Raw genomic sequence first — 13,857 nt, forward strand, 5'->3', positions numbered from 1 at the left:
CCCTATCCAACCTGCGGCAGGGCTACATGCTGGCCAATGGTTGTCACCAGACTGCCATCCGCCAGCAGTTCCGCCGCCTTTTCGATATCAGGCGTAAACAGGCGATCCTGTTCAAAGAACGGCACCTTTGCACGCAGGACCTGGGCTGCCGCAACCAGAGGCTTCGACGAAGACAGGGGGGCAAGGAAATCCAGTCCCTGCACCGCCGCCAGATACTCCACCGCCAGGATGACACGGACATTATCGACAATATCCGTCACCCGGCGGGCGGCGAAGGTCGCCATGCTGACGTGATCTTCCTGATTGGCGGAAGTCGGCAGGCTGTCCACGCTGGCGGGATGGGCCAGCGTCTTGTTTTCCGACGCAAGGGCTGCTGCCGTGACCTGCGCGATCATGAAGCCGGAATTCAGACCGCTGTCATTAACCAGGAATGGCGGCAGGCCGCTCATCTGCGCATCGACCAGCAGGGCAAGGCGCCGTTCGGCAATTGCCCCGATTTCCGATACCGCGATTGCCATCAGGTCGGATGCGATCGCCACGGGTTCAGCATGGAAATTACCGCCGGAAATCATTTCATCCGTATCGGCGAAATGAATGGGGTTGTCAGAAACCGCATTCGCTTCCAGCAGCAGGATACCCGCCGCGTGACGCAGGCTGTCCAGACATGCCCCCATGACCTGAGGCTGGCAGCGCAGGCAGTACGGGTCCTGCACGCGCTCATCTTCCTCGACATGCGACGCGCGAATGGCCGATCCCTGCATCAGCGTACGATAGACACTGGCACATTCGATCTGACCACGCTGGCCGCGCAGCTCATGCAGGCGCGGGTCGAATGGCGCGTCCGTTCCACGCGCGGCGTCAAGGGTCAGCCCCCCCGTCGCAAGGGCGCATTGCAGCAGGCGTTCGGCATCGAACAGCGCCGCCAGCGCCAGCGCGGTGGAAACCTGCGTGCCGTTCAGCAGTGCCAGGCCTTCCTTCGGGCCCAGTTCCAGTGGCGACAGCCCGGCCAGACGCATCGCCTCGGCCCCGGCGTATCTTTCGCCATTAAAAAAGGCTTCGCCCTCTCCGATCGCCACCGCGCTCATATGCGCAAGCGGTGCCAGATCGCCGGATGCGCCCACCGACCCCTTGTACGGGATAACTGGCACGATACCGCGTTCCAGCATAGTGACCAGCAATTCGACCACTTCCGCCCGGACGCCCGAAAAGCCACGGGCCAGGCCGTTTGCCTTCAGCAGCATGATCAGGCGCACGATACGCGCAGGCATCGGTTCCCCGATCCCCGCCGCATGGCTGAGGACAAGGTTACGTTGCAGGTCACGCAGCTTGTCATCAGGGATACGCGTCTTGGCCAGTTTGCCAAAGCCGGTATTGACACCATAAACCGGTTCACCCCGTTCCACGATCCGGGTCACGGAAGCCGCGGCTTCATGCAAGTGCGCCACAACGCCCGGCGCCAGCGTGACATCCGATCCGTCAAAATAGAACTGACGCATCTGTGCCAGTGTCAGGTGACCGGGCTTAAGCACCAGCTTGTCTGTTACTGTCATAATTTCAGTTCTTTCGCGTAATCATGGGCAGGTCGAGCCCTTTTTCATTGGCACAGGAAACGGCAATGTCGTAGCCCGCATCTGCATGGCGCATCACACCGGTGGCCGGGTCATTCCACAGCACGCGTTCAAGGCGACGGGTCGCGCCCTCGCTCCCGTCCGCCACGATCACCATCCCGGCGTGCTGGGAGAAGCCCATGCCCACGCCACCGCCATGGTGCAGGGAAACCCACGTCGCACCTGACGCCGTATTAAGCAGCGCATTCAGCAGCGGCCAGTCCGAAACGGCGTCACTTCCGTCCCGCATGGCTTCGGTTTCACGGTTGGGGCTGGCGACCGAACCGCTGTCCAGATGGTCACGACCGATCACGATCGGTCCCTTCAGTTCACCCTTGGCCACCATTTCATTGAATGCGAGGCCCAGGCGGTGCCGGTCCCCGAGGCCAACCCAGCAGATACGCGACGGCAGGCCCTGAAACTGGATTTTCTCACGTGCCATATCCAGCCAGTTATGCAGGTGATGGTCGTCCGGCAGCAGTTCCTTCACCTTCTGGTCCGTGCGATAGATATCTTCGGGATCACCGGACAGTGCTGCCCAGCGAAACGGGCCGATCCCACGACAGAACAGCGGGCGGATATAGGCAGGCACGAAACCGGGAAAGGCAAAGGCGTCCGCACAACCGGCTTCATACGCCATCTGGCGGATATTGTTGCCGTAATCGAAGGTCGGGATACCCAGTTTATGGAACGCCACCATGGCTTCGACATGCAGGCGCATTGAGTCCTTTGCCGCCTTTTCCACGGCAGCCGGATCGGTAATGCGCATTTTTTCCGCCTGTTCCAGCGTCCAGCCCGCAGGCAGGTAGCCGTTAAGCGGATCATGCGCCGATGTCTGGTCCGTCACCGCATCGGGATGGATGCCACGGCGCACCAGTTCAGGGAATACTTCAGCCGCGTTCCCCAGCAGGCCAACCGAAACGGGCTTGCCGCTGCGGTTTGCCTCGGCAATCAGTTCCAGCGCCTCGTCAAGGTTGTCCACGCGACGGTCCAGATAGCCGGTCTCCAGCCGTTTCTGGATACGACCGGGCTGGCATTCCACCGCCAGCATGGACGCCCCCGCCATGACCGCGGCCAGTGGCTGCGCCCCGCTCATGCCGCCAAGGCCACCTGTCAGGATCCAGCGGCCCTGCAGGTTGCCGCCGTAGTACTGGCGCCCCATTTCCACAAAGGTTTCGTACGTGCCCTGCACGATCCCCTGCGAGCCGATGTAAATCCATGAGCCGGCCGTCATCTGGCCGTACATCATGAGGCCAAGCCGGTCGAGTTCGTTGAATTTATCCCAGTTTGCCCAATGCGGAACGATGTTGGAATTGGCGATCAGCACCCGCGGCGCATCGGCATGGGTACGGAAGATGCCCGCAGGCTTGCCCGATTGCACCAGCAGCGTCTGGTCATCTTCCAGCCCACGCAGACATTCAACGATCCGGTCGTAACAGGACCAGTTGCGGGCAGCCCTGCCGATACCCCCATATACAACCAGTTCGGACGGGTTTTCTGCCACTTCGGGGTCAAGGTTGTTCATCAGCATGCGCAAGGCTCCTTCAGTCTGCCAGCTGCGCGCTGTCAACTGGGAACCGTGGGGGGCACGGATAACGCGGTCATTTGCCATGCGATCATTAAAGGGAGGAGAGGTCTCGGTCATAGCGTCGGATCACCTTGCATGCACTTGTATATATCAATAGTTAGCACATATCGATTTTGCCCTGTCAATCCATACCCGAAATGATATGATGGTTTTCTGTGCTGACAGATGCGGTGGTAACCGTGTTCAATGGCGCGGACTGCCCTTAACTTCAGCATCGCATATATTTTTTTGTTTCGTTGAGACAGAATAAGTTATGCAAGCAAATGCTATGCGTCACTTACGATAGGTACAAAACCCCTGCGCGGCAGGGAACGCCATATCGTTACGGAGTATATTCCCTGATGGCAGAGACGGTTCCGACAAAAATCGAATCCGCGACCATATACCGTATTCCACTGGACCAGCGCCACGGACGGCCCCGCGACCTGTTTACGATATGGTTCGGTTCCAACCTGATGATGCTGACGGTTGTGACCGGGGCGCTTGCGACAGGTGTCTTTGGCCTGCCGTTCCTGCCTGCCCTTGCTGCCATCATCACCGGCAACATGATCGGCGCCATTTTCATGGCGCTGCATGCCGCGCAGGGTCCGCGACTGGGCGTACCGCAGATGGTTCAGACACGCGGCCAGTTCGGCATTGTCGGCGCCGTGCCGATCACGGCCCTGATCGTCATCATGTATGTAGGTTTTGCCGCATCCAACCTGGTACTGGGTGGCGAAGGGCTGCAATTTATCGTGCCGCATCTCAACCGTCTGGGGGGGATCCTGATCATTCAGGCCCTGTCCGTCATTCCCGCCATTTATGGTTATCACATGATCCATACGGCTGCGCGGATCATGACATGGGTATGCGGGGTCGCCATCCTGCTGTGCCTGTGCCTGGTCGGCTGGGAACATGGCGCCGACCTGCTGCATGCCAGCCACGCCCATATCAGCACGCGTGGCATACTGGGCACGATTTCAACCGCTGCCCTGTGGCAGATTGCCTATGCCCCTTACGTATCCGATTCATCGCGTTACCTGCCCCCCGGTCCCGATGGGGAACGTAAGGCGTTCCATGCCAGTTTCTGGGGCGCCGTGCTGGGATCCGTACTGCCGATGACACTGGGGGCCATGATCGGCCTGCTGGCCAGCGGCCATAATATTGTCGCGACCCTGGGGCAGATGCTGCATGGTGCGGCCGTGCCGGTACTGTGTGCCCTGTCGCTGAGCATTGCCGTCGCCAACGCGATGAATGTCTATTGCGGCGCCCTGTCCACCCTGACGATCATCCAGACCTTTGTTTCCACGCGCAGGCACCAGAAGGCGCTGCGCCTTGCCATCACATCCGTGCTGCTGACGATCGCACTGCTTATGGCCGTATTCATGGCCCGCAGCTTCATGGCGCTGTACAGCGAATTCCTTGAACTGCTGATGTCGGTCATGATTCCGTGGACTGCAATCAACCTGACGGATTACTACCTGATCCATCGGGGCGAGTATGATGTCGAATCCTTTTTCCACCCTACGGGCGGACGTTATGGCCGCTACAACAAACCGGCCTTCATCTGTTATTTCGTCGGTATCCTGATCCAGATTCCCTTCCTGTCCAATGCCCTGTTCACCGGCCCCATGGCCCGACTGGTACATGGGGTGGACCTGTCATGGATTGTGGGGCTGGTGGTCACCACGCCACTGTACTGGTGGGCCGCCGACCGGCAGGCACGCTCGGCACCAACTGGCCTGGCCGCCACAGCGGATTGAAGTCGTCCCTCAATCCGCGCCTGTTCCCTGCCTGTCTATCGCTGCCGGTCTGACAAGATCATATCGGCAGCTTTTTCAGCAATCATGATACAGGGCGCATTGGTATTGCCGCTAACCAGTGTCGGCATGATCGAGGCATCGGCAATCCGTAGCCCCGTCATTCCCCTCACCTTCAGGTCCGGGGTCACGACCGCGTCTGCATCCGTTCCCATCCGGCATGTGCCGGCCGGGTGGAAAACAGTGCTCGCGCCGCGCCTGATATAGGCCATCAGTTCATCATCGGTTACGATATCCTGGCCAGGCGCCATTTCGCGCCCACGAATGCCATCAAAGATCGGAGCCGCCAGGATCTTGCGCGCCAGACAGATACCTTCCTTCAGAACCTGTCCATCACGGGGATCTTGCAGAAAGCGGAAATCGATCTGGATATCCTGCATGCCATTCTGGCCCAGACGGATCTCGCCCCGGCTACGCGGACGCAGCACGCAGGTATGGATGGCAAAGCCATGTCCCATTTCAAACAGGCGTCCGCGATGACTACGGAATCCTGGCACGAAATGAAACTGGACATCCGGCACGCCATCCGCCAGGGGCGTACGGGCGAAGCCGCCCGCCTCCACGTAATTGGTTGTCAGCCACCCCTTGCGCCACAGGGCATATTTATGTGGGGAAGACAGGACGGCCGGAAGTGATCGCCATGAAAAGCCGAGGCTGCGCGCCTCATCCGAACGCACCGTGACAAGACCGTCCACATGGTCCTGCAGGTTCTGTCCTACCCCCTGCAATTCGTGAATGACGGATATCCCCGCCCCCACCAGGTCATTTCCCCGTCCGATCCCCGACGCCATGAGGATGACAGGGGAGCCGATGGCTCCTGCGGACAGCACCGTTTCCCGTTGGGCAAACAGGCCAAACTGTTGTTCACCATGGACCACATTGACCCCCAGCACCGTGTTTTGCCGGGTAATCAGAGATTTGACCGTCATGCCCGTCAGGATATGCAGGTTGGGCCGATTACGGACCGGATGCACGAACGCGCGGTAGGCGCTCAGCCGTTTTCCATCGCGCTGCGTGACATTGTAAATGCCCACGCCTTCAAATGTATTTCCATTGAAATCGGGATTTTCTTTCTGCCCGACCTGTTCGGCCGCTTTGATAAACATGCGTGACAGGGGATTGGCCTCACGCGGGGTAGTGACATCCAGTTCCCCTCCCGTCCCATGAAAACGGGGATCAAGGCCGAGGCAGTCATGTTCTGATTTCATGAAATATTTCAGGACGGAGGCATAGTCCCACCCCGTACATCCCTGTACCGCCCAGCCATCATAATCTGACCGCTCACCACGGATATAGATCATGCTGTTCATTATGCTGGAACCACCCAGGCCCCGCCCGCGCGGCACGTGGATGCGGCGATTATCCAGATCAGCCTGTGGCACCGAGAAAAACTGGTAGGCCAGTTTACGGCTTTTATACAGGGTCAGGGTACCAGCGGGGATCTGGATACGGGGCGTGTTATCACTGCCCCCCTCTTCAATCAGGCAGACCTGGTTACGCGGATCGGCGCTCAACCGATTGGCCAGCACGCAACCCGAGGAGCCACCCCCGACAATGATATAGTCAAATTCACGAGGAAAGGACGCCTGCCGCATCGATTTACATACCTTGTCACAATCATGATAAGAAGCTGCCTGGAAAAAGCTTCACCAAAACCTTGCTTATGATTGCAGGGCGCTTCCTGACCTGTTTTTTCAAACAGCCTTTGATATCATGTATGTATTTCAGTTCATTGAAATCGTAATGTTTGCCCAATACAGGGCAACAACAAAAAACGTACCGGATGGATAGTCAAAACCTATCCATCCCCACAAAAAAGGGGTCATGCCTGCAGGCATGACCCCTTTATGAAATGCAACGGATCAGAAACCGGTGCTGAATGTTCCCAGACACGCAAAGTTCGGCGCCGTGTAGTACTGCGCGGTGCCCGCGACCGGTCCGGTGTTATACACCCCGGACAGGTAGTGATGATCCGCCAGGTTGATGACGTTCAGCCGCAGTGAAGGTGCCTTGAGGAAGCCGATATCCGGCGCACGGGCACCGATCATCATGTCAACCTGCTTATGGCCGGCAATCTGTTCATCGTTCATGAACGTGCCGTATTCCTTGTCCACATATTTCAGTGAAACACTGCCAAAGAAACGACCATCGTCATATTGCAGGCCAGCCGCCGCCATCCAGCGGGGTGCGGAGGTCGCCATCTTGCCTGCCGTGTGATAGGTCACGCCGTCCATTGTAATGTTGGAATCCTGACGGGCATACAGATATTCAACCGACCCGTAAGGCGTGATGTGATGCCAGGGGTGCAGCGCCAGTTCACCATCGAAACCGCGCGTCGTCATGCTGCCCGCATCCTGATAATACGGCACGTTACCGATGTACTCGTTAATCTGATGGTGCGAGAAGTTGTAATTGAACAGGGTCAGTGACGCCGTGATCCAATTGTCATGGTATCGCGCACCCACTTCTTCCGACACACTGTATTCATCATGCAGGTTCTTGTTCGCAGTCTGATACGTCCCGCCATCCCACGGGCTGTTATACTGGTTGTAGAAAGCGGAACCCAGCGGCAGGCGGTAACTGGTCGTCACGTTGCCGAAGACCATGATCTTCGGATTGAACTTGTAGCTGATGGACATGCGCGGCAGGGGCTGTGCCGAATAATAATTGGCGTTGTATTGCGGGCCGGGCTGGTTCAGCGTGCCGTTTCGTGCCGCCATGACTTCCTTGAAACCAACATCCAGCGTCAGCTTCCTGTTCAGGAAATGCATGGTATCACCAATATACAGCGCATTCGTCTGGGTAATGGTGTGATAGGACCATTCATTCAGCGTGGTGCCATCCTGCTGACGCAGGTAGCCCGTTGAATTGCCGGACGCATCCAGCCCGCTAAGCGGTTCATCAACATGCATGTCGGTATAGCCATACCAGTACCCGAAAACGAGATCATGGTTGGCCACCTTGTAATGCAGGGTGGAGTTGAATCCTGTATAGCCTTCCACGCCAATCCAGTTCTGGATTGCCGCGGTCTGACCATCCTCGGAATAGTTATTCCCGGCCAGCGGTGAAGAATTGGCCGATGTTCCGTTATAATACGGCCCGGTTGTCGGAACTGTTGTCACACCAAAGGGATAGTTTCCGCTGCCGTGGTAATAATAGGGCGTTACGTCCAGTGTCAGATTACGCGCCAGCTTGAAGTGCGAAGGTGCGCTCAGGAAATAATCGGTCCAGCTGGTGGCGTAGGATTTGTAATAATTCGCCTCGCCAAAGCTATACTTGCCCTGCATGTCATTAGGGTTGTTCTTCAGCCCGTATTTGTTCCAGTCGCTCAGGGTCGGGGTGCTGTACCACGCCGTATGTTCATTGTTGTAGGAACCGGACAGGGAAATGTAATTCCCGTCACCCCATTCCTTGATCAGCTTGTAGTCCACATGCCAGCGGTTGTTCCGCCCCGGACCACGCCAGGCGCGACTGGTCAGGTCGGAAAAGGACGCAAATGCCCGCAGACCGGTATTGGCGATATCCCCACTGTCATACCGGATGAACTGGCGGTTCATCTGGTGCGTGCCGTAACTGACATCGAATTCGCCGCCACGGGTATGCTTGGGGCCACGCATCTTGACGGCCATGGTACCACCGGATGACGTGGTGGTGGGGGTTTCGATGCTGGGGGCGCCCTGCTGCAGCTGGACGTTGTCCATGTTCTCGCTATCGACCCATTCGGACGAATTGGGGGTATAGTCATCCGGATCGTTCATTGGCGCCCCTTCGAAGGTGAAGCCAATTTCCTGCTGGTTCAGACCGCGGACATTGATATCGGATTCATCACTGACACCAAACGGGTCACCCATGGACACGTTTGCACCCGGCGACATGGCCACCAGCGCCAGCGCGTTGGATGCAGGCGCCTGCTTGGCAATATAATCATGGGACACGGTACTGACCGATTTTGCCGCCGTTTCGTTACGGATCAGGCCCCCATATGAACGCGTACGCGTAACATGCAACTGTTCACCCGCACCGGTGGCATTGATGCCCGTATTGACCGTCGAGTCCCCTGCCCTGACCGCCGTCGTCTTGCCACCGGATGCGGCCGTCGACTTTGCATTGACAGAATTTTTTTGCACGGTATCGCCCGCATGGGCCATGTGCAGACGCAGTCCATTAGTCAGGAATGTTGATGACAGTATCATACATACAGTCAAGCCAGTCGAACGTCTGCGCATACTGCCCCCTTTAGAAATCACGACAGGAAAAATATCTGCTTGTACCAGCAACATGCGCCATGCATGTGTCTGCTGACTTTTCCGACCTAGGGCCGGACACATAACCGCATGTATGTACAAGCAGAGATATCATTGGTGCATTATTATGTTTCCGTAATGGTAACGCAACAGAATTCCTGCATCCCAAACGTATCGATATGGGCTGTCCATACATTTATCGGGACACGTTGCATTTTAGCAATTATCCTGACTGTTATATAATCATTCGTTGAAATATTTGCCACAAACGCTCAGGGCTGCTGTCGTACCAACAACAGCAGCCCTGATAAAAAACTCTGATGTATAAATGTTTTACGGAATGACGGCGATAACATCCACCTCGATCAGCCATTCCGGACGAGCCAGCGCCACAACTACCAGCCCCGTGAAAACGGGGAAGACCCCCTTCATACGCCGCCCCAGAACACGATATGTTGCTTCCCGGTAACGGATATCGGTCAGGTACACCGTAACCTTGCAGATATGGGACAGTTCAGAACCGGCTTCCTTCAGCAGCAGTTCGATATTGTCCATTACCTTTTCAGCCTGGCCCACCGGATCGCCGACCGCAACATTTTCACGCGTATCAAGATCCTGCGGCACCTGACCGCGTACATAAACCGTCTGCCCCGCGACGACAGCCTGGCACAGGTCATTGTCCAGGTTCTGTTCGGGATAGGTATCACGCGTGTTGAAACAGCGGATCCGCTTATGTGTTACCTGATCTGGCATTATTTGCTCCCTCCCTTGCCCTGCTGCAACACACCTTCGCTCAGCCCGGCTGAACGCTGCACGAATTCCAGTGCGCCGTTCCAGTCAAAGTTACGATAGACCGCAGCCAGATGCGCAAACGGCGGGGCCTGCGCAAACAGCTGGAATGTCAGACGATGGCCAGCATAATCGGAATTGAGCATGTCACGGGCATAGGCCAGCAGCTTGCGCCGGTCCTCGGCCGGCCATGTTTCATTGATGGAATAGAATTTTTCCATCCATGGTGCAGTTTCAGGGTCACGGAATGTCGCCACATCCGGCGTGACACAGATCTGCCCACCACACAGTTCGCGCGTCAGGTGCATCATTTCATGCAGCTTGGAACATGCAAGCACACGCCCGGCCATAAGCAGCGACTGGTTGGGCATGAGCAGGCCACCGGGGCTTTCTTCCGCCATGGCAATGGACGCCGTCAGGTGGGCATTGATCCCTTCACGGTAACAGGCAAGGGTCGCCAGTTTCTCCTGCACCGCCTGCTGGCGGTCCAGTCCGGTCTGGCGCACGTTGAACATGGCGGCGCCGATCATCATGTCGGCCAGCTTCTGGTTACGCTGCACAAAGGCAAACGCGCTGTAGCGATGCAGTGTCGCGCGGATGAAGGTTGCAGCCTTGGTGTGCCGGTAGAACAGCACGTTTTCCCACGGGATCAGCACGTCATCGAAAATGACAAGGGCTTCGACCTCGTCATACCGGTTGGACAGCGGATAATCCTCGATCGGCGCGCGCCCGGCAAATCCGGTGCGACAGATGAATTTCAGGTTGGGCGAGGAAAAATCACAGATGAACCCGACCGCGTAATCAGACAGTTCGGCATCACCCCAGTTGGCAATGGTGGGCTTGGTGAATGCCTGGTTGGCGTAAGCCGCCGCCGTTTCATACTTGGCGCCACGGACAATGATGCCCGCATCCGTTTCGCGCACGACATGCAGCAGCATGTCCGGATCCTGGTCCTGCGGCCGCTTGGAACGGTCCCCCTTGGGGTCTGTATTGGCCGAGACATGGAACGGGTCCGCATACATCGCCTTATGCACGTGATGACGGATATTTTCCGCGAACTGGGGATTGACCTCGTTCAGGATATCCTGCCCGTCATACAGGGACCACATCTCGCCAATCGTCTCGTCACCGACACGCGTGACGATGCCTCCTACTTCATCCAGCACGGTGTCAGTGGCGATACGCTTCGCCTTCCAGTCTTCCTGCGTATGGGGCAACTGCAGGGCCAGCGGGGCTTCATTTCCCTTGTCATCCGTATAGACAAGTCGGTCACGGAAAGCCGCTTCATGCTGCATGTCATACATCCGCGCACGGATGGAAACGATGGGCCTGAACATCGGATGCGTCGTGACATCCTTCACCCGTTCGCCATTCATCCATATCCGCCTGCCATCACGGATGGAGTCCAGATACTGCTGTCCTGTACGGATCATGAATTATCTTCCTGCTCAAGAATTATGAAGAACGGGTTCCGGCCGGTGAAATGCCCGACGGAAATGCAGCAGCGTCATTGCGGGCTGCAGATAGGTATGCTGGACGCCACCAATAATCACCCTGTGCGTCCCGACATCGACGGACTGTTCGAGGGTGCAGTCAAAGGATGCCAGCGCCCCGTCAAGCAGCCATCCCCCTGCCTGCCCCGGCTTCCAGGCCGCACAGCCGAAATCGAATGCTGGGAAGACCCCGGCCCGGCCAGCGAAGTTTTCCGCCACCCCGACATGGTCGTGCGACAGCATATTGATGACGAAACAGCCATTTTCGATAATGGCGGCAAAAGCCGGACTGCGCCGGTTGATGCACGCCATCATCATTGGCGGATCAGCGGACGCGGATGTGACGGAACTGACGGTAATGCCCAACCGCCCGGCGGGGCCGTCCGTGGTGATCACGGCCACGGGAGCTGCAACATGCCCCATGGCCGCGACAAACTGTTCACGTTCGGATGATCCCTGCCCATGTTGTGATACCGATGTCTGGGTGGATATGGCACGTCTCCCGAAAACCAGTGCTTATGACCATGGGATATTCGAACGGAGATTCATTCCGCTAAAGAAATATATATCGAAGATGCACCTCAGAAAAACCGAAGCAATAATGATTGATCAAAGGTTATTGCAATGCTCTACTCATCTCCCGGCACACCATATGAAGGGGCCTGGGCGGGATGCAGCGCACGCTGGACATAATCATACATCTGGGGTTTCCATACAGCCCACAGTTCCGTCAGACGCGCGACCGGATTTTCGCCCCAGTCCACCCGCAGATCCGCAAGCGGCCACTGTTCACGGTCAACCACCAGCATGCCAGCGGAATAGACAGGTCCGGCTTCGCCGCCCGCATCCGCACCAGCCTGCAATGCCAGCAGTATCCGCTCCCCCAGTTCAAGGGACGGGTCGCCCTTTTCAAACGCAGCAACAATTGCTGCCGACACATCCGCATTGGCCAGCAGGTTGCCGGCGGATACGATATTCTTGCCAAAGGCTTCGGCATGGGTGCCCAGCGTGCTGTCGCCAGACCATGCGGCCCCGTGGCCACTGCTGTCGATAAAGGTCATCTGCCGGTATGGTGCATGGGTTGCGACGCGGGCCATGACAACCTGGCATTCAGCGGGTGTCAGTCCGCGTTCCAGCAGGTCGAGAGCCATTGGCCCCAGTCGCGGGTCAGTTACATTCTGCGACGTGACCGCCCCCACGCCCGCGCGGGCATAGGCGCAGCGGGCCGCCACGGCGGGCGACGACGATACGACCGCCACCCCGAACTGCCCGGTGCGCGCGCAATGCGCAACGATGGAAAATGTCATGATCCTGCCTTTCCTTTTTTATCCTGTTTCATCCGATCCGGCGCCACCTGCCGCCATGCGGTCCCTGGTCCCGTCGTGACAGACACAGCAGCCGGAGCCACCCCATGCGTTTCACACTGAAACAGATCGAATATTTTGTCGCGGCTGCCGAAACGGGGTCGATTACTGCAGCATCCAGGCGGGTTCATATCTCCCAGCCATCCATTTCCGCCGCCATCGCCCAGCTTGAGGCCGTGTTCGGGATTACCCTGTTCATCCGCCACCATGCCGCCGGGCTGTCCCTGACACAGGAAGGCCACAGCTTCCTGCGTGAATCCCGTAACCTGCTGCTTCATGCCACCGAACTGGACATGACCGCATCCGGCCTGTCGGGGCAGGTCAGTGGCCTGATTGAAGTGGGCTGCATGGCAACGCTGTATTCCCTGATCGTGCCGGACCTGCTGCAGGAATTCGAAACCCGCCACCCCGATGCCCAACTGCGCATTATCGCCGGCCATCACAGTGAACTGATTGAAAAGCTGCGCAATGGCGAAATCTGCGCCATGCTGGCCTATGACCTGAACATGCCGCAGGATCTTGATTTTTTCCCGCTGGCCGCCCTGCCTCCCTTTGCCTTTGTATCGGCACAGCACCGTCTGGCCCGCAGGCGGCATATCGTCCTGTCGGAACTGGAACACGAACCCTTCCTGTTGCTGGACCTGCCGCTGTCACGGGATTATTTCCTGTCCCTGTTTTCCCATGCGGGCATCGTGCCCAGCATAATGGGACGGTTCCAGAGCATTGATGTCATCCGTTCGCTGGTTGCGCGCGGCGAAGGCTACAGTCTGGCCAATGCGCGCCCGCGCAACAAGGCAGCGCTGGATGGCAGGCCGCTGGCCTATCTTGCGCTCAAGGACACACCCCAGCCGCTGCTGTATGGTACGGCCACGATCGCGAACATACGGCAGACGGCGCGGGCGACGGCCTTCCTGCAGGTATGCCGTGAACTGCTTGCGGGAAAGCCCCTGCCGGGCAGCGACTAGGGCCAGCC

Annotated in this window: 10 protein-coding genes; 2 read left to right on the top strand and 8 right to left on the bottom strand. The window is 57.8% G+C overall.

Annotation, left to right across the window (positions count from 1 at the left end; translation table 11 throughout):
• Positions 1-2: 2 nt before the first annotated feature.
• Complete coding sequence (hutH, locus tag MSKU9_RS03815) at positions 3-1,550, bottom strand: histidine ammonia-lyase (protein WP_141260013.1); 1,548 nt, start codon at positions 1,548-1,550, stop codon at positions 3-5.
• A 4-nt stretch (positions 1,551-1,554) separates the two neighbouring features.
• Positions 1,555-3,219 carry a urocanate hydratase gene (gene hutU / locus MSKU9_RS03820; protein WP_141260038.1) on the bottom strand — a complete coding sequence of 555 codons (1,665 nt, stop codon included), beginning with the start codon at positions 3,217-3,219 and terminating at the stop codon, positions 1,555-1,557.
• 317 nt (positions 3,220-3,536) lie between these two features.
• Here hutU and MSKU9_RS03825 point away from each other — a divergent pair, with 317 nt between their 5' ends.
• Positions 3,537-4,937 carry a purine-cytosine permease family protein gene (locus MSKU9_RS03825; protein ID WP_141260014.1) on the top strand — a complete coding sequence of 467 codons (1,401 nt, stop codon included), beginning with the start codon at positions 3,537-3,539 and terminating at the stop codon, positions 4,935-4,937.
• Positions 4,938-4,972: 35 nt separating this feature from the next.
• Here the strand turns inward: MSKU9_RS03825 and MSKU9_RS03830 are convergent, their stop codons facing one another.
• The 6 genes from MSKU9_RS03830 to MSKU9_RS03855 form a co-directional block, all read right to left on the bottom strand.
• The gene (locus tag MSKU9_RS03830) at positions 4,973-6,589 is read right to left on the bottom strand and encodes a GMC family oxidoreductase (protein WP_141260015.1); all 1,617 of its coding nucleotides are present in this window, start codon (positions 6,587-6,589) and stop codon (positions 4,973-4,975) included.
• Between the two features lie 267 nt (positions 6,590-6,856).
• Positions 6,857-9,121 carry a TonB-dependent receptor gene (locus tag MSKU9_RS03835; protein WP_227002362.1) on the bottom strand — a complete coding sequence of 755 codons (2,265 nt, stop codon included), beginning with the start codon at positions 9,119-9,121 and terminating at the stop codon, positions 6,857-6,859.
• A 450-nt stretch (positions 9,122-9,571) separates the two neighbouring features.
• Positions 9,572-9,991, bottom strand: a complete 420-nt coding sequence (locus MSKU9_RS03840; protein ID WP_141260017.1) for a RidA family protein — start codon at positions 9,989-9,991, stop codon at positions 9,572-9,574.
• Entirely contained in the window at positions 9,991-11,460 is a 1,470-nt protein-coding gene (locus MSKU9_RS03845; protein WP_141260018.1) for a 4-hydroxyphenylacetate 3-hydroxylase family protein, read from the bottom strand. The genes MSKU9_RS03840 and MSKU9_RS03845 overlap by 1 nt, the downstream gene beginning before the upstream one ends.
• Before the next feature lie 15 nt (positions 11,461-11,475).
• Positions 11,476-11,943: a flavin reductase family protein gene (locus tag MSKU9_RS03850; protein WP_227002363.1), complete on the bottom strand. Its 468-nt coding sequence runs from the start codon at positions 11,941-11,943 to the stop codon at positions 11,476-11,478.
• Between the two features lie 206 nt (positions 11,944-12,149).
• On the bottom strand, positions 12,150-12,827 hold the full coding sequence (locus MSKU9_RS03855; protein ID WP_141260020.1) for a DUF1028 domain-containing protein: 678 nt from the start codon (positions 12,825-12,827) through the stop codon (positions 12,150-12,152).
• Between the two features lie 104 nt (positions 12,828-12,931).
• On the opposite strand from MSKU9_RS03855, the gene MSKU9_RS03860 reads away from it, so the two are divergent.
• Positions 12,932-13,849: a LysR substrate-binding domain-containing protein gene (locus MSKU9_RS03860; RefSeq protein WP_141260021.1), complete on the top strand. Its 918-nt coding sequence runs from the start codon at positions 12,932-12,934 to the stop codon at positions 13,847-13,849.
• Positions 13,850-13,857: the final 8 nt, after the last annotated feature.

The sequence above is a fragment of the Komagataeibacter diospyri genome (genome assembly GCF_006538165.1).
Lineage (GTDB): Bacteria > Pseudomonadota > Alphaproteobacteria > Acetobacterales > Acetobacteraceae > Komagataeibacter > Komagataeibacter diospyri.